General features: G+C 67.7%; 22 protein-coding genes. 8 read left to right on the top strand and 14 right to left on the bottom strand.

Going from position 1 to position 18,288, the window contains the following annotated elements:
* Window positions 1-216: 216 nt before the first annotated feature.
* Both glgC and miaA read right to left on the bottom strand, forming a co-directional pair.
* Entirely contained in the window at window positions 217-1,458 is a 1,242-nt protein-coding gene (gene glgC, locus K7W42_RS09490) for a glucose-1-phosphate adenylyltransferase (protein ID WP_224574235.1), read from the bottom strand.
* 140 nt (window positions 1,459-1,598) lie between these two features.
* On the bottom strand, window positions 1,599-2,498 hold the full coding sequence (gene miaA / locus K7W42_RS09485) for a tRNA (adenosine(37)-N6)-dimethylallyltransferase MiaA (protein ID WP_224574233.1): 900 nt from the start codon (window positions 2,496-2,498) through the stop codon (window positions 1,599-1,601).
* A gap of 24 nt (window positions 2,499-2,522) precedes the next feature.
* On the opposite strand from miaA, the gene K7W42_RS09480 reads away from it, so the two are divergent.
* Window positions 2,523-2,924 carry an Hsp20/alpha crystallin family protein gene (locus tag K7W42_RS09480; RefSeq protein WP_224574231.1) on the top strand — a complete coding sequence of 134 codons (402 nt, stop codon included), beginning with the start codon at window positions 2,523-2,525 and terminating at the stop codon, window positions 2,922-2,924.
* A gap of 247 nt (window positions 2,925-3,171) precedes the next feature.
* On the opposite strand, the gene pfkA is transcribed toward K7W42_RS09480, so the two are convergent.
* Genes pfkA through K7W42_RS09460 form a run of 4 tightly spaced genes read right to left on the bottom strand, consistent with a single transcriptional unit; the run spans window position 3,172 to window position 5,782 of the window.
* Window positions 3,172-4,182: a 6-phosphofructokinase gene (gene pfkA / locus K7W42_RS09475; protein ID WP_157461037.1), complete on the bottom strand. Its 1,011-nt coding sequence runs from the start codon at window positions 4,180-4,182 to the stop codon at window positions 3,172-3,174.
* A gap of 31 nt (window positions 4,183-4,213) precedes the next feature.
* Window positions 4,214-5,110 carry a 16S rRNA (cytidine(1402)-2'-O)-methyltransferase gene (gene rsmI / locus K7W42_RS09470; protein ID WP_224574230.1) on the bottom strand — a complete coding sequence of 299 codons (897 nt, stop codon included), beginning with the start codon at window positions 5,108-5,110 and terminating at the stop codon, window positions 4,214-4,216.
* Complete coding sequence (locus K7W42_RS09465) at window positions 5,103-5,357, bottom strand: hypothetical protein (RefSeq protein WP_224574229.1); 255 nt, start codon at window positions 5,355-5,357, stop codon at window positions 5,103-5,105. The genes rsmI and K7W42_RS09465 overlap by 8 nt, the downstream gene beginning before the upstream one ends.
* Window positions 5,354-5,782, bottom strand: a complete 429-nt coding sequence (locus tag K7W42_RS09460) for a hypothetical protein (RefSeq protein WP_224574228.1) — start codon at window positions 5,780-5,782, stop codon at window positions 5,354-5,356. Before K7W42_RS09460 ends, K7W42_RS09465 begins: the two co-directional genes overlap by 4 nt.
* A 90-nt stretch (window positions 5,783-5,872) precedes the next feature.
* Here K7W42_RS09460 and K7W42_RS09455 point away from each other — a divergent pair, with 90 nt between their 5' ends.
* The 6 genes from K7W42_RS09455 (at window position 5,873) to K7W42_RS09430 (ending at window position 10,487) form a co-directional block, all read left to right on the top strand.
* On the top strand, window positions 5,873-6,313 hold the full coding sequence (locus tag K7W42_RS09455) for a 23S rRNA (pseudouridine(1915)-N(3))-methyltransferase RlmH (RefSeq protein WP_224574227.1): 441 nt from the start codon (window positions 5,873-5,875) through the stop codon (window positions 6,311-6,313).
* 26 nt (window positions 6,314-6,339) lie between these two features.
* Window positions 6,340-6,963 (top strand): GNAT family N-acetyltransferase, encoded by a 624-nt coding sequence (locus K7W42_RS09450; RefSeq protein ID WP_224574226.1) that lies wholly within the window; start codon window positions 6,340-6,342, stop codon window positions 6,961-6,963.
* 47 nt (window positions 6,964-7,010) lie between these two features.
* Window positions 7,011-7,466, top strand: a complete 456-nt coding sequence (locus K7W42_RS09445; RefSeq protein ID WP_224574225.1) for a hypothetical protein — start codon at window positions 7,011-7,013, stop codon at window positions 7,464-7,466.
* A 197-nt stretch (window positions 7,467-7,663) separates the two neighbouring features.
* Window positions 7,664-8,110 (top strand): YdeI/OmpD-associated family protein, encoded by a 447-nt coding sequence (locus K7W42_RS09440; RefSeq protein ID WP_224574224.1) that lies wholly within the window; start codon window positions 7,664-7,666, stop codon window positions 8,108-8,110.
* 244 nt (window positions 8,111-8,354) lie between these two features.
* Window positions 8,355-9,278: a phospho-N-acetylmuramoyl-pentapeptide-transferase gene (locus tag K7W42_RS09435; protein ID WP_157461023.1), complete on the top strand. Its 924-nt coding sequence runs from the start codon at window positions 8,355-8,357 to the stop codon at window positions 9,276-9,278.
* Window positions 9,279-9,533: 255 nt separating this feature from the next.
* Complete coding sequence (locus tag K7W42_RS09430) at window positions 9,534-10,487, top strand: class I SAM-dependent rRNA methyltransferase (protein ID WP_224574223.1); 954 nt, start codon at window positions 9,534-9,536, stop codon at window positions 10,485-10,487.
* A 235-nt stretch (window positions 10,488-10,722) separates the two neighbouring features.
* Here K7W42_RS09430 and K7W42_RS09425 read toward each other — a convergent pair whose 3' ends face one another.
* The 7 genes from K7W42_RS09425 to K7W42_RS09395 all read right to left on the bottom strand — a co-directional run bounded on the left by K7W42_RS09425 (window position 10,723) and on the right by K7W42_RS09395 (window position 17,092).
* On the bottom strand, window positions 10,723-12,573 hold the full coding sequence (locus K7W42_RS09425) for a tetratricopeptide repeat-containing diguanylate cyclase (protein WP_224574222.1): 1,851 nt from the start codon (window positions 12,571-12,573) through the stop codon (window positions 10,723-10,725).
* Between the two features lie 103 nt (window positions 12,574-12,676).
* The gene (gene trpA, locus K7W42_RS09420) at window positions 12,677-13,504 is read right to left on the bottom strand and encodes a tryptophan synthase subunit alpha (protein ID WP_224574220.1); all 828 of its coding nucleotides are present in this window, start codon (window positions 13,502-13,504) and stop codon (window positions 12,677-12,679) included.
* Window positions 13,501-14,772, bottom strand: a complete 1,272-nt coding sequence (gene trpB / locus K7W42_RS09415; protein WP_224574219.1) for a tryptophan synthase subunit beta — start codon at window positions 14,770-14,772, stop codon at window positions 13,501-13,503. The genes trpA and trpB overlap by 4 nt, the downstream gene beginning before the upstream one ends.
* Before the next feature lie 80 nt (window positions 14,773-14,852).
* A complete protein-coding gene (gene gluQRS / locus K7W42_RS09410) occupies window positions 14,853-15,731 on the bottom strand; it encodes a tRNA glutamyl-Q(34) synthetase GluQRS (protein WP_224574217.1) in 879 nt (292 codons plus the stop codon).
* Window positions 15,728-16,240, bottom strand: coding sequence for a hypothetical protein (locus K7W42_RS09405; RefSeq protein ID WP_224574215.1), 513 nt, complete (start codon window positions 16,238-16,240; stop codon window positions 15,728-15,730). Before K7W42_RS09405 ends, gluQRS begins: the two co-directional genes overlap by 4 nt.
* On the bottom strand, window positions 16,237-16,473 hold the full coding sequence (locus K7W42_RS09400; RefSeq protein ID WP_157461523.1) for a hypothetical protein: 237 nt from the start codon (window positions 16,471-16,473) through the stop codon (window positions 16,237-16,239). The genes K7W42_RS09405 and K7W42_RS09400 overlap by 4 nt, the downstream gene beginning before the upstream one ends.
* Before the next feature lie 10 nt (window positions 16,474-16,483).
* Window positions 16,484-17,092, bottom strand: coding sequence for a nucleotide-binding protein (locus K7W42_RS09395; RefSeq protein WP_224574213.1), 609 nt, complete (start codon window positions 17,090-17,092; stop codon window positions 16,484-16,486).
* Window positions 17,093-17,183: 91 nt separating this feature from the next.
* Between K7W42_RS09395 and K7W42_RS09390 the strand changes: the two genes are divergently transcribed.
* Entirely contained in the window at window positions 17,184-17,402 is a 219-nt protein-coding gene (locus K7W42_RS09390) for a hypothetical protein (protein WP_224574211.1), read from the top strand.
* A 6-nt stretch (window positions 17,403-17,408) separates the two neighbouring features.
* Here the strand turns inward: K7W42_RS09390 and K7W42_RS09385 are convergent, their stop codons facing one another.
* On the bottom strand, window positions 17,409-18,206 hold the full coding sequence (locus K7W42_RS09385; RefSeq protein WP_224574210.1) for an SMI1/KNR4 family protein: 798 nt from the start codon (window positions 18,204-18,206) through the stop codon (window positions 17,409-17,411).
* Window positions 18,207-18,288 lie beyond the last annotated feature (82 nt).

Below are 18,288 nucleotides of genomic sequence, written 5' to 3'. Positions count from 1 at the left end.
GAGCATGAGGCAGATGGAGCTCTGAACATTGAGCTCTTTCCCGCTGCGGCTAGTCGAGGTGAACGCGAAACAGATTCCGGATTCAACTGGAATCTACAACAGGCCGCCGTTCGGGCAGCGATGTAGACAGCTCCAACTGATCTAGAGCGCTGACAGAGCAAGACCCCCTCATCGACTCAGCGATGAGGGGGCACAGTTGAAGCCCGTAGGGTGCGGTCAGAAGGTGTAGCTCTTGGGCACCACGGTCACGCCACTCTCGGTGACGGTAAAGCCGCGTGCCCGGTCCTCCTCGGGGTCCAGGCCAATTTTCGTGCCAGGCGGAATCACCACATTCTTGTCCACGATGACGCGGCGCAGGTGGGCGTGGCGGCCCACCTCAACCTCGTCAAACAGCACGCAGCTTTCCACCAGCGAGTACGAGTGGGTGCGCACGTTGCGGCCCAGGACGCTGTCACGCACCGTGCCCCCACTGACGATGATGCCCCCAGCCATGATGGAGTTGAAGGCCTGGCCCTTGCGGCCATCACTTTCATGGACAAACTTGGCGGGCGGCGAGAACTCGCTGCTGGTGCGCAGCGGCCACTGCGGGTTGTAGAAGTCGAACTCGGGGTTGATGCTCACGAGGTCCATGTTGGCTTCGTAGTAGGCGTCCAGCGTCCCCACATCGCGCCAGTAGGTGTTGGCACTGGCCTGCCCCGGAATGGGGTTGCGGTGAAAGTCGTAGGCTATCACCGTGTAGCCGTCGGACAGGGCGCGCGGAATCACGTCGCCGCCGAAGTCAAAGCCGTCCTCACCGCCGCCCATGTTGGTTTCCAGCAGTTCTTCAAGCGCGCGGCGCGAGAAGATGTAATTGCCCATGCTGGTCAGGCTGGTGCCGGGTTGGCCTGGAATGGCGGGGGGGTCTTTGGGCTTTTCCAGAAACTGGGTCACGCGCCAGCTCTCATCCACATGCATCACGCCGAACTGGTGCGCCTGCGCCTGGGGCATGGGATAGGCCGCAATCGTCACGTCGGCGCGGCTGTCAATGTGCTTTTGCAGCATGTGTTCCACATTCATCTTGTAAATGTGGTCGCCGCTGAAAATGGCGATGTAATCGGCTTCGTAGTTGTCTATGAGGTGCATGTTCTGATACACGGCGTCGGCGGTGCCCCGGTACCACACCGGTCCCAGTTCCTCGATGCGGTACATCTGCGCCGGGACGAGCGTAATGAAGTAGTCACTCAGGAAAGTACCGAAGCGCCAGCCACGCTGGATGTGCTCCGTCAGGCTCTGAGCCTTGTACTGCGTCAGAACGTAGATGGAAAACACGCCCGAATTGATGAAGTTGTTGATGGCGAAATCGATGATGCGGTACTTGCTGCCAAATGGCACAGCCGGTTTGCTGCGTTTCTGGGTCAGTGGGGCCAGCCTGGACCCCTGACCACCCGCGAGAATCATGCCGAGAACCCTTGCTTTCATGCGCTCCCCCTGAAAATCGGCTTTCGGTCAATACGGCGCCCGCCACTTAAAGGCGGTCACCGTCACTGTACCGGCTGGGCGCGGTCTTCACACCCAGCGTGCCTGAATGTCCACTCTGGCGGCCTTGACGGGGGCTTACGCTAGCGGGCCAGCGCTGCGCGCAAATGCCGGCGCGCTTCACCCTCACTTAACAGCGCCGCGCCCAGCTGGGTGCGCATAAAGGTCAGCTGCCGCTTGGCGTACTGGCGGGTGGCCAGAGTCACCTGCTCGGCAGCGGCCTGAACGTTCAGGGTGCCCTGGGCCACCGCCAGCGCTTCGCGGTAACCCAGGGCCTGCCAAGCGGTCGGGCGCGGGGTCTGGTCGGGGCTGACCTGGGTGGCCAGCCACGCCGCCTCGTCGGCCCAGCCCGCCGCAAACATGGCCAGGGTGCGGGCGTGCATACGGGCTTCCAGATCAGCCGGAGGCCGGGTAAACGCCACCACCTCGTAGCGGTAGGCGGGCGCCTGATGCCCAAATTCGCCGGGGTAGCGGCCGGTACGGCGGTACAGCTCGGCGGCGCGCACCACCCGGCGCGGGTTGCGTTCCAGGCGGGCGGCCTCCTGGGGGTGGCGGCGTTCTATCTCGGCGAGCAGGGCGTCCAGGCCACGTTCTTGCAACTCGGCCTCGATCTCGGCGCGCACCTGGGGGTCGCTGGGTGGGGTCAGCGGCAGGCCGCGCCGCAGGGCCGCCAGATAAAAGCCGGTGCCGCCGACAATCAGCGGCGTGCGGCCCCGCGCCAGAACGTCGGCGATGGCGGTTTCAGCTAGAGCGACAAACTGCGCCACATCGAACGGCCCGGTCACGCTGGCCACGTCCAGCAGATGATGGGGCACCTGCGCGCGTTCAGCAGCCCCCGGCTTGGCGGTGCCAATATCCAGCCCCTGATAGACAGTGAAGGCGTCAGCGCAGACCAGTTCGGCGCCGGCCTGCTCGGCCAGGTCTAGCGCCAGGGCGCTTTTGCCCGCAGCGGTGGGGGCAGTCAACATCGGCAGGGCGCGCACGGCGAGGATGATAGCCTGTGCGGCATGAACGAACCCGTACTGGCGCGCCTGCACCACCTGATGACGCTGCGGGAAGAGGTGGAAACCCTCTCGGCCCCAGCCGTCTGGAGCCCGGCCGCTGACTGGACCGAGGACGACACCCATCTGCTGCTGTGCCTGGACGTGCCTGGCGTAGCCGCCGACACCCTGGAAGTGCAGGAGGACGGCGGCCAGGTCACGGTGGCTGGTCACCGGGAGGCCACCCCTCGCCTGCTGAGCGGCGAGCGGCCCAGTGGCCCCTTTAGCCGTACCCTGACCTTCCCGGAAGCCGTGCTGCCCCAGTCAGGTGTGGCTAGCCTGAGCAGCGGTGTCCTGACCATCCGCTTTGAAAAGCGCCACCCCACCATTAACGTGCCGTCCAGCGACCTGAACGGCGAGGGACGCTAGAGAAGACAGGGCAGCCAGCGAGCGCCCTTTTGACCTGGAGCCGTGCATCTCCGCAGCGACTTTTCAAGAGATGTAGAGAAGCTGGCGGCTTGATGGACGGCTCAACGCAGTCTTGGTTAAGGGTTTGCCTCAGTCACCTCGGAGCAGATAGGTGCCCTAGTGGTGTCCACCGTCTTTATGACAGTTCACGAGGAAGAAGCCGCTTTGCCCTATCGCCAGCGGCTTCTTCCTTGTGCGCCTGAACAGGCTAGATGCTCAGCGTGCGGGCGCAGCGGTAGAGGTCGCGGCTGACATCCTTGCGCTGTTCCCACGTTTCGGGCAGAGGCGTGAAGCTGGTTTCGTGGTTCTGGCGGCCCACCATCACACCCTTGCGGCCTTCCATCAGGGCGTAGACGGCGGCCTCGCCCAGGCGACTGGCCAGCACCCGGTCAGACGACACCGGCGTGCCCCCGCGCTGGATGTGGCCCAGGATGCTCACGCGGGTTTCCATGCCGGTGCCCTGCTCAATAGCCGCCGCCACCCCCTGTGCACCCCCTGGATATCCCTCGGCCACGATGATGATGCTGCCCAGCTTGCCGCGTTTGACACTGCTGCGCACCGTCTCCAGGACGCTGTCCATGTCCTTGGCGTCTTCGGGGATAAACACTTCCTCGGCCCCGCCGGCCACCGCCACGTCCAGGGCGATGTGACCGGCGTGGCGGCCCATGACCTCAATCACGAAGATGCGCTCGTGGCTGGCGCCGGTGTCGCGCAGCTTGTCCACGGCGTCCAGCGCGGTTTCTACAGCTGTGAAGTACCCGATAGTGTGGTCGGTGCCGTACAGGTCGTTGTCGATGGTGCCGGGCAGACCGATAACGGGGATGTTGTGCTCTTCTTGCAGGTAGTGGGCACCGTGAAAACTACCGTCGCCGCCGATGACGATCAGAGCGTCCACATCGTGGGCGTGCAGGTGACGGGCGCCGCGCGCGCGGCCCTCGGGGGTGCGCCAGGTGTGGCTGCGTGCCGAGAGCAGGATGGTGCCGCCGCGCTGGATGGTGTTGGCCACGTCTCTGGGCCCCAGGGTCACGAAGTCGCCCCGGTGTAGGCCGGAAAAGCCCCGGCGCACGCCGATCACCTCGATGCCCTGAGAGGTCGCGGTGCGCACCACGGCGCGAATGGCCGCGTTCATGCCGGGGGCGTCGCCGCCGCTGGTCAGGACGGCCACGCGGCGAATGTTGGCCGGGTTGGGTTGGGGGGGACAGTGGGGCAGGTCGGTCATGGAAAAAAGCCTCGTTGGTCTGGAAAAAGGGTCAGTCTTGCGCGCCTGTACTGGTCGCCTGAAGCGCCAGCGCATAAGCGTCATTCTTACGCAAACCCAGGCGGGTCAGTTGGTCACGTATATCCCTGACGCCCAGGCCCTGCGCGGCCAGGTCGCGGGCCTGCGCGGCGTAGTCGGCGGCCTGGGGGGCCGGCGTGGCTGGCGCACCCGCCACCACCACCACAATCTCGCCCCGCACGCCCTCCTGAAAGTGGGTCGCCAGGTCGGCCAGGGGACCGCGCGCCGTTTCCTCGAACCGCTTGCTGAGTTCGCGGGTCACGCTGGCGGCGCGCTCAGGGCCACATGCGCCGGCCAGGTCCAGCAGCGTGGCGTGGAGGCGGTGGGGACTCTCGTACAGCACACTGGTTTCAGCGCGGTGCGCCACGGCTTCCAGGCGTTCGCGGCGCTCGCGGCCGCTGCGGGGCAGGAAGCCTTCAAAGGCAAAGCGTCCTGCGGACAGACCCGACAGCACCAGGGCCGGAATCAGGGCGGTGGCCCCTGGAAGCACTTCCACAGGAACATCAGCCGCAATGGCCGCCTGCACCAGTTCGGCGCCGGGGTCACTGATGCCCGGCGTGCCTGCGTCGCTGACGTAAGCCAGGCGGGCGTGGCGCTCGAGCAGTTGCGGCGCGCGGTGCATGGTGTGGGCGTCCAGGCGCACCAGCGGCTTGCGAATCCCGAGGTGGGTCAGCAGGGCGCCGGTGCGCCGGGTGTCCTCGCAGGCCACAGCGTCGGCGCCGCGCAGCACCTCCAGGGCCCGCAGGGTGATGTCGCCCAGGTTGCCCACCGGGGTCGGCACCAGCCACACGCGGGCACCACCGGGGAGGGCAGGACTCTCAGCCTCCCCTGGCCCGGTGGCCGTCAGGTCCAGCTCGGGCCCTTCAGTCATCGGCCGCCCATGCGCCGTCCTGGCGCAGCACGGGGCTGCCCGCGTCTAGCCCTACCCCACTGACCGCCAGGCCAGGCGTGGGCTTGAGGCGCACGCGCACCTTGCGGGGCCGCTTGAGGACATTCGTGATGCGGGCGCGCAGCAACTCGCCCTCACCCACCGTCACCGTCACGACCGTGCCCTCAGGGAGCCGGCCGCCAATGACCACCACCACGCCGTTTTCCACGACGCCCTTGTACGCTTTCATGTTTCTCTCCCCTGCGCGCGGCGCACGCGGCGTTCGGCTGCCGACTGCGCTTCCCGGAGCGCTACGATTTCTGCTTCCCGCGCGCCGCCCAGGCGGGCGTAACGGTCAATGACTTCTGCGGCTTCCCGGCGCCGGTCCAGGCGCAGCAGCAGTGCGGCCAGATGTTCGCCCCCCACAAAATAGGCGCGCGGGTTGTCCGGCTCGGCGGCAATCTGGGCGCGCGCCGCGTTCAGGCGTTCCAGACGGGCGCGGTGGCGGTTGACCTGCCAGCGCACCAGAAAGGTGGCCAGGCTGAAGGTCAGCGCCGCACCCAGAATAGACAGCATCACGGCCTCTGGCACGCCCACCTGTGCGCCCAGCTGCACCGTCAGCGGAAAGCTGAAGGCCAGCACCACCAGCACCGCCAGCGTTGCGGCGTAGTTCATGCCTGCTCTCCGGGAAAGCATGGGCAAATCGGGCCTCGCATGGCCCCCAGTGTAGCGGGCAGGGGGCCGCCGCACGCTAAGCTGCCCGGCGTGCGGCTGCATATCATTACCGTCGGAGAGCCGAAGCTGGCCTACGCCCGCGCAGGCTGGGACGAATACGAAAAGCGGCTGCGGCGCTACCACCGCCTTCAGGTCACGCGGGTCACTGGGCGCACCCAGGCCCAGGAAAGTGAGGCGGTACGCCGGGCCGCCGGGCGCACGCCACTGCTGCTGCTCGACCCACGCGGGACGCAGTTTTCCTCAGAGGGCCTGAGTGCCTATCTGGACGCTCAGGCGGTGGGTGGTGTCGGTGAGCTGGCCCTGGCGATTGGGGGGCCAGAGGGCCACACCGACGACCTGCGCGCCGGCGCGCACCGCCTCTGGAGCCTGGGGCAGCTGACCCTGCCGCACGACCTCGCCATGGTGGTGCTGTTAGAGGCCCTGTACCGGGCCGCCACCATCAGCGCGGGCGAGCCGTATCACCGGGCGTAACCGGCGGGCGGCGTACCATGCCCGGCATGACCAGTGCTCCCCCATCCGCCCCGGCGGCCGACTGGCTGGCCACGCCCACCCTGCGCGGCCGCCTGATTGAGCTGGGGCCGCTGAAGCCCGAACACGCGGCCGACCTCTGCGCCGGAGCCGACGAGCACACCATTCGCTTTCTGGCGCGCGGCGGTCCCAGCGCGCCGACCCCAGAGGCGTGGAGCGAGTACATCAAGCGGCTGAATGCCCTGCCGCAGCGGGTCAATTTTGCCGTCTGGCAGGCGGGGCGCGTGGTGGGCCGCATCAGCTACAGCGAGGTGAGGCCCGCCGACCGCTGGGCCGAGATCGGCACCATGCTGCTGCCTGCCGCGCAAGGCACGGGGGTCAACCCCGACGCCAAGCGGCTGCTGCTGGCCCGCGCCTTCGAGGTGTTGGGGGCCGGCCGGGTTCATTTCAAGGTGGACGCCCGCAACGAACGCAGCCGCCGCGCCATGCGCCGCCTGGGCGCGGTGGAGGAAGGGGTGCTGCGGGCCTATCAGGTGCGGCCAGATGGCCAGGCGCGCGACAGCGTGATGTTCAGCGTGCTGAGGGACGAGTGGCCGGCCGTGCGCGACGGACTGGACCGGCGGCTGGACGAACTGTTTGGCCCCACTCCATGAGAAGAGCTTCAAGATTGTCATCAGACTGCCTGTTAGCGTGACCGCTGATGCCACGCCCCTTGCTGCCGGTCTGCCTCGCCGCATTGACGCTGCCTTGGACCTCGGGCGCCCTGATTGTACCTATGCCCGGCTGGACGCCGGTGGGCGGCGACGCGAATTACTGGACCGACGCCAGCGGCAACTGCCTGATGCGCGAGGAGAGACATGGGCAGGCCTTTCCCCGTTTCGGCACCCCCGAAGAGGCCCGCGCCTTTGCCCTGAAGTTGCAGGGCAGCCTGGGGCGCAACGTGCGCAACGTCGTCACCCAGCCGGTGGACCGCGCCGGCATCTGGAGCGTGCTGGCCGCCTACGATTTTCAGGAAGGCGGGGTGAATTACCGGGTCAGTCAGCTGTACCTGAGTGACAGCGGCCTGCTGCGCACCGTGACGGGCAGCAGCGCCGCCCAGGACGCCAGCGCCTGCGTCAATGAGATGCGGGACTTTATTCGTTATCTGGCCGACTGATCAAGGCCTCCGGTCAAGCCGTTCCTCCAGCATTGATTCACCCATTGATCGGGGTCAGGGTTCGCACGGGTCTCCTGAGCATCTGGGCTGACACGACACTGTTCAAACCGCTCGCGCTCCTCTAGCGTTTCTTCCTCGCCGTTCTGTTTTGCTCTCCGGCCCAACGCACTCTCGCATCAGGCGTATAAAACAGACCTATGCCCACGTTCGAGACGACCTTGAGACTGGAACGCAAGACGGCCACCGGCATCGAAGTCCCCCCACACATTGTGGCGGAACTCGGCACGGGGAAGAAACCGGCCGTGACGGTGACCCTGAACGGTTACACGTACCGCAGCACGGTGGCGGTGATGGGCGGCCGGTACATGTTGCCGGTCAGCGCCGAACATCGTCAGGGTGCAGGCGTTCAGGCAGGAGACCACGTGAGTGTCACCCTGCACCTGGACACGGAACCCCGTCAAGTCACTGTGCCCGACGACTTGCAGGCCGCGCTGGATGGCACGCCAGGCGCCTCAGAGCGTTTCAGACGGCTTTCTTATAGCCAGCAGCGTCAGCATGTGTTGGCGGTGGAGGGTACCAAGAACCCCGAGACCCGTGCCCGGCGGGTGGCGAAAACCATTCAGATGCTCACGGAGGGTGCTTAATCACAGGAGAGCTGTGAGAGGGTCTGCCGAGTCTCAAGGCCGACATGACGCCGTTGAGACACCCCAGCATCAAGTCAAGCTGTACAAAGCTACGCCGTGATCAAGAGGGGAAGAAGGAAAACGGTGACAGCGAGGAGTAAAGGCCCCGCAGCGGCTGACCTGGACTCTGCAGGCGGGCGGCGCTGGCCGGGCGCGTGGTAGGCTCCGCGCTTGAGATGACGTTGCGAAGCGGAGTGAAGCGGCCATGATGATTGTCACGGCGCTGCTGTCGTGGTTTCTGGTGGGCCTGTTCGTGCGGGTCAGCAAGGCGCGGGGCTGGGGCCAGCGGGTGCGGGTGGACGGCCCACAGACCCATCTGGTGAAAGAAGGCACGCCCACCGCCGGCGGCGTGCCCTTCGTGCTGGCGGCGCTGCTGGTGTTCGTGCCGCTGTATCTGAGCGGTAACGCTGGGGGACCGCGCGAACTGCTCATCATGCTGACGGCGCTGGGCATGGGCCTGGTCGGTGGGGCCGACGACCTCCTGAAAATCCGCTCGCGCATGAAGGGCGGCGGCAAGACCGAGCTGCTGGCCCGCGAAAAATTCCCACTTCAGTTTGTGGTGGCCGCCGCGTTCGCGTACTTTGCCGCGCCGCTGGCCTCGCACGAGCTGGTGCCCAGCCTGGGGCCAGTGGGCGACGTGATTCTGCTGACTCTGGTCATGGTGGGCAGCGTGAACGCCTTTAACTTTGCCGATGGCGTGGACGGGCTGCTGGCGGGCGTGGCCATTATCGTGCTGCTGCCGCTGCTGGGGCTGTCGCCCGTGGGGGCGCTGCTGGCGGCGGCGCTGCTGGGCTTTCTGTGGTTTAACGCCTACCCGGCGCGGGTCTTCATGGGCGACATGGGCAGCCACGCGATCGGGGCCATTGCGGCGGGCGCTTATGTGCTGTACGCCGATGTCTGGCTCTTGCCGCTGGCCGCCATCATTCCGGTGGTCGCCACCCTGAGCATCATCATTCAGGTGGCCTCGTTCAAGTTGCGCGGCAAGCGGGTCTTCAAGATGGCGCCCATTCAGCACCACTTTGAACACAAGGACATCGGCTGGCCCGAGACCCACGTCACCATGCGCTTCTGGGCCATCACGGCGGTGGCCACAGCCGGTGTGTGGTGGCTGCTGGGCGGGCGGCCGTAACAGAGCAGGACAGTGGGAGGAGGGGCAGCGCGCCTCTCCCCTTTTTTGATGATGAGCCGCGTGGATGGGCGCGATAGCGGCGGCGGTAGACAGAACTCTTTTTAAAGTTCTGTCCCAGCACCCTACCCAAATGACTTTTCATCGGTAGAGGCTGTCTTGCCTTTCTCGGTTTGCTCGCCCCTCGTCCATGCTTGCGGCTTCTCTTGATCCCACCGAAGTCCATCTTCGCCTGGGCTGCGCATTACACTCGGGCGCGTGACGTTGCACCTCCCTGACCTGTCCCGCCTGCTGGCCCGCCGCGCGCCGCTGGCCGCGCAGGGTAACACCCTGTACCGCGCCGCGCACCTGACCGAAACGGGCGGGCAGTTCACGCTGGATGTGGCGGGCGACACGGGCATGCTAAGCCTCTACGAAGAATTGACAGGGGCCCAGGAACACGAGCTGGCCGCCGCCTTTGCAGAGGCCATGCCCCTGGCCAGCGTGTACCTCAAGCGCCGTCCTGTGGGGGCCAGCCACGCCGCCAATGTCCAGCGGGCCGAGCTGACCCCGGCTGAACCCATCTGGGGGGCAGCCCAGCCCGAAGTGGTGGGCCTGGAAGACGGCGTGCCCTTCCTGATTCGCCCCGGCGCCGACCTGAGCGTGGGCCTGTTCACCGACGCCCGCCCGGCCCGCGCCTGGGTGCGCGCCCACTCGGCTGGGCGGCGGGTGCTGAACACTTTTGCCTACACCTGCGGCTTTGGCCTTAGCGCGGCGCTGGGCGGGGCGACGACTGTCAAGAATGTGGACCTGTCGCGCAAAGTGCTGGCCTGGGGGCAGGCCAACTATGCCCTGAGTGGCCTTCACGCTCCTGACCAGGATTTTCTCTACGGCGACGTGTTCGAGTGGCTGGGCCGCCTGGAGCGGCGCGGCGACACCTTCGACCTGATGGTGCTGGACCCGCCCAGCTTCGCGCGGGGCAAGGCGGGAGTGTGGCGGGCTGAGCGCGATTACGCGCGGCTGGCCGAACTGGCCGCGCGGGTCACGGCGCCGGGCGGGCAACTACTGGCGCTCCTGAACCATGCAGGCGTGACGGGCCGCAGCCTGGCCCAGATGGTGGAGGCCGGGACAGTGGAGGCGAGTCGCCCAGCCAGCCTCATTCGCCAGTTCGGGGCCGGCGAGGATTATCCGGACGCCACGCACCTGAAGGTGCAGGTCTGGACGCTGGACTAAAGGCAAAACAGAAGATGTCGTTCTCAAGGGCGCTGGGACAGGCAAGCCTGTGATGCGGAGCAGTCGAGCAAACCTCCGACCTCAGACAGAGGGCGGCGCCCGTCTGGGATTTGCACAAGAGAGACCGTCACGAGCCCTACTTTTGCCCCAGAGGTTCACAGCATCTCCTGCCACTGCCACACCACGCCGGGGAGAGCCAGACCAGCTGCTCTCCCCCGGCAGACAGCATCAGGGGTCAACTGGCCTCTCTGACATTCTCTCCAGAACCCGGCGGGGGCGGCCCGGCCAGTTCGCCGCAGACCCGGTTGCGGCCACTGCGCTTGGCCTGGTACAGCTGACTGTCCGCCAGGGCCAGCAGCTGGCTGGTGTTCAGCCCTGACCCGGCCGCCACCCCCAGGCTGATGGTGACCTGGAGGCCGGACTGCACCGCCGCCCAGGCGTGCTGCTCGACGCACCGCCGCAGCCGCTCACACACCACCAGGGCGTCGGCATACGGGGTCTCGGGCAGCAGCAGCACGAATTCCTCGCCGCCAAAGCGGGCCACCAGGTCCGTCTGACGGCACCCGGCCTGAAGCAGCCCTGCCAGTTCGCGCAGCACGAGGTCGCCCACCTGATGCGAATAGGTGTCGTTCACCGCCTTGAAATGGTCAATGTCCAGCAGCACCACGCTCAGGGGCCGCAGATACCGGGCCGCGCGCTGGACCTCGGTTTCAAACTGCTCGTTGAAGTGGCGGCGGTTGGCCAGGCCAGTCAGGGCGTCCTCCTGCGAGAGGCGCACGAGGTGCTGGGCCTGCTCCTGCAGGCGGGCCAGCAGCTGCGCTTTCTGCTCGTTCGCGGTGGCCAGCTGCTCATTGACCTCGGTCAGGCGCGCGTTGATCTGGCGCTGCACCTCGGCGGCCTGCCGGGCCTGGGCAATGTCCACCTCCAGCATCAGGGCCTGGGTGCGGTGCAGCGCCTGACGGCTGTTCAGGTCGCGTTCCAACTGGTGGTGCTGCTGGTAATGCGCCAGGGCCGCCTCAAAGTGGCCGCGCAGGCGCTCGGCGGCACTCAGCAGGGCGTAAATCTCCTGCTGCTCTCTCGGCGCCTGACAGGCGGCGGCCAGCGTCAGGGCCCGGTTCAGGTGTTCCAGGGCACCGGCGCTGTCCTGCTGGGCCAGGGCCAGCGCCCCCAGCTGCCGTAGCGCGGCGACCTCTTCCTGGGGGGCGCGGGCCTGCGCGGCCAGCTGCTGGGCCTGCTCGTAGGCGGCCCGCGCCTGTTCTGGCTGACCCTGCACGACATGGGCGTCGCCCAGACCTGTCAGCAGCCGGGCGTCGCACTTATGGTCATCCGCCGCCGCCGCCATCTCCAGCGCCTCCTGAAAGAGCCGCAGAGCGGGCACCGGCTGACCCAGTTGCAGGTGGGCCAAGCCCATGCCGCACAGGGTGTCTATCTGCCGGTGGGTGTCGGCCATGGCCCGGTTGATGTCCAGGGCCGCCTGGTAGTGTTCCAGCGCCCGCTTGGGCTGGCCAGCGCGGCTGCACACGTCGCCCAGATTGGTCAGGCACAGCGCCTCGTTTTCGCTGGCCCCGGCGGCGCGGGCGATGGGCAGGGCGTCCAGAAACGCCTCCAGCGCCTTCTGGTAATCACCCAGGTCGGTGTACACCAGGCCGATGTTGCTCAGGCAGCCGCATTCGAGGGAACGCAGGCCCTGGGAACGCGCGGCGGCCAGCCCCTGCAGCGCACACTGGAGGCCCGGCAGCAACTGACCCAGGTTGCGGGTAATGGTGGACAGGCTCAGCAGGGCGCCGGCCTCGCCGCTGGGGTCACCCAGTTGCCGGTAGAGGGCCAGCGCCTCCTCGACCAGGGTCGCCGCCCGCGCTTCATCCCCTGAGACCGATGTGGCATTGCCCAGACGCAGCGCGCTGAGCGCCGTGCGGGGCAGGTCACCCGCCGCCCGCGAGAGCGCCAGCGCCTCTTCGGCACAGGCCACTGCCAGGTGGGCCTGCTGAAAGATCAGCTCTGCGGAACGCCGCAGCAGTTCGTCGGTGCGCTCGGGGGCGGTGGGGGGCAGCGCTGACCCCAGCGAAGACGGCTCTGTGTGGTGCATGCGGGCCTCCAGGGCAGGCGCCGCAAGGAGCCAACCGTGGCGGTCAGTCTAGGAAGGGCGCGCTCACAGGGGGCTGACAGCCGCCCGGCTTAAGCCCAGTCACTCAGCCCAGTGACCGAGCCGGCTCACGCCCGCACCCAGCAGCGATGCTGGCCGCCAGCGCGCCGACATCCTGGCCATTGGCCGCTGCGGTGATAAAGACGCTGCCCACCACCACGCCGTCCGCCACCTGCGCGACCTGGTGGGCGGTGGCGGCGTCTTTGACCCCAAAGCCCACTGCCACCGGCACGCGGGCGTGCTGCCGGGCCAGGGCCAGCATGGCGGGCACCTCGCCCAGCGCCGCGCCTTCACGGGCGCCGGTCACGCCGGTCACGCTGACCGCGTACAGAAAGCCGGTGCAGGCGCGCGCCACCAGCGCCACACGCGCCGGGGTGCTGGTCGGCGCAATCAGGAAGGTGACGGCCAGGCCGTGTTCGGCGGCCAGGTCGGCAATCTCTAGGTCCTGGTCCGGCGGGAGGTCAGGCAGAATCAGGCCGTCCACGCCCGCTTCCTGGGCCAGGCGCATGAACTCGCGCGGTCCCACGGCATAGATGGGGTTCACATAGGTCATGACCACGATGGGCTTGTCGGTCTGGGCGCGCAGCCCGGCGATCAGCCGCAGGGAATGGCGGGTGCTGGTGCCGCCTGCCAGCGCCTGCTCGCTGGCCCGCTGAATGGTGGGGCCGTCGCCCAGCGGGTCACTGTAGGGAATCCCAACTTCCAGAATATCGGCGTGGGTCAGCAGGTCGGCGGCCAGAGCCGGAAAGACGTGGGCGCTGGGATAACCGGCCGTCATGTACGGAATAAAGGCCGCGCGGCCCTGGGCGGCCGCCTGGGCAAAGGCGGCGTGCAGGCGGGCGGCGCCGCGCGTGGCAGAAACAGTGGCCGTCATGCGTGAACCTCTGGGGACAGAATCTGGCCTGGCGCGTCCCCTGTTCCTTCTTGCAGGCTCAGGAGGCGCATCACCTCGGCCACGTCCTTGTCGCCCCGGCCCGACAGGTTGACCACCAGGGTCTGGTCGGGGCGCATGGTGCGGGCCAGTTCGACCGCGTGGTGGATGGCGTGGGCACTTTCCAGGGCAGGAATGATGCCTTCCAGGCGCGTCAGCAGTTGCAGGGCGTCCAGCGCCTGTGCGTCGGTCACCGGGACGTACTGGGCCGCCCCGGTCTGGGCATACAGGCAGTGCTCCGGACCAATGCCGGGGTAATCCAGGCCCGCGCTGATGGAATGGGGCGGCACAATCTGGCCCTCGTCGTCGTTCAGGAGGTACATCATGGCGCCGTGCAGCACGCCGATGCGCCCACCTGCCACGCTGGCGGCATGCTTGCCGGACTCCACGCCCTCTCCGGCGGCCTCGGTGCCGACCAGCAGGGGACGCTCTTCTTCGGGCAGGTATGCAAACGGCGCAAAGATGCCAATCGCGTTGCTGCCGCCGCCCACGCAGGCCACGATGGCGTCAGGGGTGGGGCGGCCCTCCAGGGCCTGATGCTGCACCTTGACCTCTTCACCAATAATCGACTGGAAATCGCGCACCATGGCCGGGTACGGGTGCGGCCCCACCACACTGCCCAGGATGTAAAAGGTGTCACGCACGTTGGTCACCCAGTCGCGGATGGCCTCGTTGGTGGCGTCTTTCAGGGTGGCGGTGCCGGAGGTGACTTCACGGACCTCGGCGCCCAGCAGTTTCATCCGGAAGACGTTCAGGGCCTGGCGGCGGATGTCCTCGGCGCCCATGTACACCACGCAGTCCAGCCCCAGCAGGGCGGCGGCGGTGGCACTGGCCACCCCGTGCTGCCCGGCGCCGGTTTCGGCAATCACGCGCTTTTTACCCATGCGAACGGCCAGCAGCGCCTGCGCCAGGCAGTTGTTGATTTTATGGGCGCCCGTGTAATTCTGGTCCTCGCGCTTGAGGTAGATTTTCGCGCCGCCCGCATGCTCGGTCAGGCGGCGGGCCAGGTACAGGGCGCTGGGCCGGCCCACGAACTCGCGCAGCAAACGGTCCAGTTCAGTCAGGAAGGCCGGGTCCACCTTGGCCACGTGGTAGGCGGCGCCCAGTTCATCCAGAGCGGGAATCAGCGTTTCGGGCACATACCGCCCGCCGAAGCGGCCAAAGCGGCCACGTTCGTCGGGCTGAGGATACGTGGGAAGAGACAAAGCCATGTCACCAGCGTAGACCCCGCCCACGAACGGGCGTTAGGCAAACTTAGACAATCTGTCTAGATTGAAGAGGCGGGACGGGGTCAGGTGGTCAGGGACAGGTGGCCCTCAAGAACCGCGTGCCACAGAGGCAGCAGGTCGTCCAGACTGACCTCGGGGGGCACCGCCCAGCCCAGGCTGCGGGCGAGTTCGGCGCGCACACGCCCCGGCGAATCGCCGCCCTCCCGCAGGGCCTGCACGGGGGACGCGCCGCCGCGTTTGGCCAAACGCTCGCCCCGGAAGTCGAGCAGCAGCGGCACATGCCAGTAGCGCGGGGTGGGCAGGCCCAGCGCGCCTTGCAGGGCCACCTGCCGGGGGGTGGCGCCCAGCAAGTCGGCGCCTCGCACCACGTCGGTCACGCCCTGCTCCGCGTCATCAACAACCACCGCCAGGTGGTAAGCGAACACGCCGTCGTTGCGGCGCAGGGCCAGATCACCGACCTCGGTGGGCAGGTCCTGACAGAGGGTGGTCTGCGACAGCTCGTCCTGGGCACAGACCACCTTGCCTGGCACGCGCCAGCGCACCGCCGCTGGGCGGCCCAGCATATGGCCCGCACGGCAGGTGCCGGGATACACCGGCTCGGCGCCGTGGGGGGCGCCGGCACTCGCCTGGATGGCCGCCTGCACTTCCTTGCGGGTGCAGGTGCAGGGATAGGTGTCCAGGCGGGCCAGGGCCGCCTCGTAGAGCGGCAGCCGGCTGGACTGGATGACCTCCTCGTCCCAGTCCAGGCCCAGCCAGGCCAGGTCCAGGCGGGTGGTTTCAAAGGCCCAGGGGCGCACACGGCCGGTGTCGAGGTCTTCAAACCTCAAGAAGTGGCGCCCACCCTGGGCGCGCGAATGCAGCCAGGCCAGCAGGGCGGTGCGCGCATTGCCCAGGTGCATGGCGCCGGTGGGGCTGGGTGCAAAGCGGCCGACGACGCTCACGCCGACTCCGGCGGGCTGTTCAGTTCGTTCCAGACGGCCAGCAGCGTCCCCAGAATGACGGCGGCGTAGGCCAGAAACAGCACGAAGCGGCCCAGCGGGTCGGCGGCGCCCAGCGCGTTCCAGCCGACCAGCAGTTGCCACCAGTCGTGGGTGTCGGGGTCACCCGTCAGCAGGGGCAGTTCGCGCGCCGGGGCGTCACGGATGTACGCCGCCACCCCTGCCAGCGAGTGCCCCAGCCAGAGGGTGACCAGCCCAGCCGCAAAGCGCTCCCGACGCGCCAGGAAGGTCGCCACGCAGGCGGCCGGCACCAGCACCTGCACGGCGCTGCCGCCCAGCAGGGTCACCGTCTCGCCTGCCCACATGAGCAGCACGTGCCCGGCCTCGTGGAACACCAGGTTGACGTTACTCAGCCAGCCCGGCTGCAAGGGATTGAGCACACCCGGCACCGTGACGAACAGGGCCAGCAACAGGGCGACCGCCCGACCGGCGCGCGCCGCTGCCAGCGTCATGACCGGGCGCGCAGCCAGGCCAGCAGCAGGTCCTCGGCCAGTTCCTCGACGCTCTCGCCGCCGCCCTTTTTCAGTGCCCTACTCACCGCGCGGACTGTTTCGCGGCGCAGATACACAGCTTCGACGGGGTCGGGTGCGTGGGTACGCCGGGCGTCGGGGGCCGGGGTGACCTTGCGCCCGGCCTCTTTCTTGGCCTTCTTGCCCGTTTTGCTCAGGTAATCAAAGCGGCCCATGCTCAGCGCGTCACCACAGCTCGCGGGCCAGGGCGGTCACGTCGGTCCAGGCAAGGTCAGCGCGGGGAACGGGCACGTCGCGCACCAGCACGCCCAGTTCGGCGGCGCGGCCAAAGGCGGCGTACTGGCGCACCACCGCGTTGCACACCGTAAAGCCGTCGTCGCGCAGACCCTCGCGGGCGTCCTCGGCCGCGTGGCCCACGGGCGGCACGCGGGTCAGGGCCACGCGGGTCTTGCGGGCGGCGCCCTCGGCGTGCAGAAAATCTATCAGTTCACGGGTGGCGTCCAGTTCCAGGGGACTAACCCCGCTGGGCACCAGCAGCAGGTCAGCGCGCTCGGCCAGCTGGCGCAGCTCCTTGCGTTTGGGGCGGCCCTCGGTGTCCAGCACCACGAGGTCGTACCCGGCCAGCTTCTTGGGCTTCACGTCCTCGGCGGCCAGCACGTCAAACGGTAGTCCGCCCGTCCGCGCCGCCCAGCGCAGGCTGCTGCCCACACGGCCGTCTTCATCAATCAGGAGGGGCCGCAGGCCCTGTTCCTGCGCCGCGCCGGCCAGGTGGACCGCCAGGGTGCTTTTGCCCACGCCCCCCTTTTCCGAAGTGATGGCTACTGTCCGGGTCATGCTGGGGCCAGGGTAGCACCCACCACGTTGGCCCCCGGTCAGCTGTAGCGGGCAGCGTGGCCAGCCGGAGGCTTGCGGCAAGATAGGGGCCATGCCCAGCCCCGAGCAGCAACAAGAATTGGAACAGGCCCCGGTGTACTGGACCGCCCGCGCCATGCAGGAGCAGGGCAGCCGCTTTTACTGCGCGCTGGGCGAGGCGCTGCACGCCGCCGACGCGGTCAACCGCCGCCTCATTCTGCGGACCTGGCCGGAAGCCTGCTGGGACTTTTACGGCCGGGGGCAGGTGCTGGCGCGAGCGGAATCCCTCTGACGGCCCTCAGGGGCGCCAGGTTCTCATGGCCCGCTCGGCGGCGCCGTTGCTGCGGTTGCCCGGCTGGACCGCTAGCTCCCGAATCAGCGTGTAGGCGGGGGTATATCGCCGCTGCGCCAGAATCTCTACCGCACGCGCCACCACGTAAAAGTCTGGATGATCCAGAAAGGGCAGCAGGACGCTGCTCTGCCCATAAGGGGTAAGGGCCATGGCACAGGCCAAGCGGGGGTTGTCCTCTCGCTGCTCCGCATTCTGATAGAGGCTCAGTGCCCGCTGCCAGTCCTCTTCATCATGTAAAGGGTCTGGCGCACGGCCTGGAAAGGCGGGAACGAGAGCGCCGTCCGTGAAGACATCTCGCAGAGGATGCGCGTCCACCCAATCCAGAAAAGACGGAATGGTTCGAAAGACCGGCACCAGACCACCACCGTCATGGCCTAGCACGCACACCATGCCTTCCAGCGGCCCCCGCACATAGACACCGACGTAATTGGAGTTGTCATCCGTCCAGAAAAACCGCAGGTCCGCCGGAAATAACTCTGCGGTGCTGACGTACCACGCCGCAGCTTCTTCCAGACTCATCAGGAAAGGCGCCTGAGGCCGGGCGTCCTCATCCTCGTCCAAGACGCCCTCCCACTGCTCCTCCCAGTCTGAAGCCAATCTCTGAGGGCCAGCGCCATCGTGCTCCTCGTACAGTGACATAAGGGCATCCGGCCAAGTTATTTCGAGGGCCTGGGCCGCGGCCTCCAGTTGTTCTGAGGTCGCGGCGGGGCGCCAGTCATAAGGCGCGTTGAAGTAGGGCTGCACCGAGGCAGTTTAGGGCGCCCCTACCCGCCCACGCCGGGCCCCTTGGCTGAATTCCACTGGCCACCGCTACACTGGGCCGAGC

The organism is Deinococcus betulae (assembly GCF_020166395.1).
GTDB classification, from domain to species: domain Bacteria; phylum Deinococcota; class Deinococci; order Deinococcales; family Deinococcaceae; genus Deinococcus; species Deinococcus betulae.
This window is presented reverse-complemented; position numbering and strand designations above follow the sequence as displayed.

Coding starts and splice junctions, on each gene's coding strand:
- K7W42_RS09480 (WP_224574231.1), top strand. CDS start 2,523: ATGAACGAACCCGTACTGGCGCGCCTGCACCACCTGATGACGCTGCGG.
- K7W42_RS09425 (WP_224574222.1), bottom strand. CDS start 12,573: ATGCACCACACAGAGCCGTCTTCGCTGGGGTCAGCGCTGCCCCCCACC.
- rsmI (WP_224574230.1), bottom strand. CDS start 5,110: ATGACTGAAGGGCCCGAGCTGGACCTGACGGCCACCGGGCCAGGGGAG.
- K7W42_RS09445 (WP_224574225.1), top strand. CDS start 7,011: ATGCCACGCCCCTTGCTGCCGGTCTGCCTCGCCGCATTGACGCTGCCT.
- K7W42_RS09400 (WP_157461523.1), bottom strand. CDS start 16,473: ATGGGCCGCTTTGATTACCTGAGCAAAACGGGCAAGAAGGCCAAGAAA.
- K7W42_RS09435 (WP_157461023.1), top strand. CDS start 8,355: ATGATGATTGTCACGGCGCTGCTGTCGTGGTTTCTGGTGGGCCTGTTC.
- K7W42_RS09395 (WP_224574213.1), bottom strand. CDS start 17,092: ATGACCCGGACAGTAGCCATCACTTCGGAAAAGGGGGGCGTGGGCAAA.
- K7W42_RS09450 (WP_224574226.1), top strand. CDS start 6,340: ATGACCAGTGCTCCCCCATCCGCCCCGGCGGCCGACTGGCTGGCCACG.
- K7W42_RS09460 (WP_224574228.1), bottom strand. CDS start 5,782: ATGAACTACGCCGCAACGCTGGCGGTGCTGGTGGTGCTGGCCTTCAGC.
- K7W42_RS09440 (WP_224574224.1), top strand. CDS start 7,664: ATGCCCACGTTCGAGACGACCTTGAGACTGGAACGCAAGACGGCCACC.
- trpA (WP_224574220.1), bottom strand. CDS start 13,504: ATGACGGCCACTGTTTCTGCCACGCGCGGCGCCGCCCGCCTGCACGCC.
- pfkA (WP_157461037.1), bottom strand. CDS start 4,182: ATGACCGACCTGCCCCACTGTCCCCCCCAACCCAACCCGGCCAACATT.
- K7W42_RS09405 (WP_224574215.1), bottom strand. CDS start 16,240: ATGACGCTGGCAGCGGCGCGCGCCGGTCGGGCGGTCGCCCTGTTGCTG.
- K7W42_RS09465 (WP_224574229.1), bottom strand. CDS start 5,357: ATGAAAGCGTACAAGGGCGTCGTGGAAAACGGCGTGGTGGTGGTCATT.
- glgC (WP_224574235.1), bottom strand. CDS start 1,458: ATGAAAGCAAGGGTTCTCGGCATGATTCTCGCGGGTGGTCAGGGGTCC.
- K7W42_RS09390 (WP_224574211.1), top strand. CDS start 17,184: ATGCCCAGCCCCGAGCAGCAACAAGAATTGGAACAGGCCCCGGTGTAC.
- trpB (WP_224574219.1), bottom strand. CDS start 14,772: ATGGCTTTGTCTCTTCCCACGTATCCTCAGCCCGACGAACGTGGCCGC.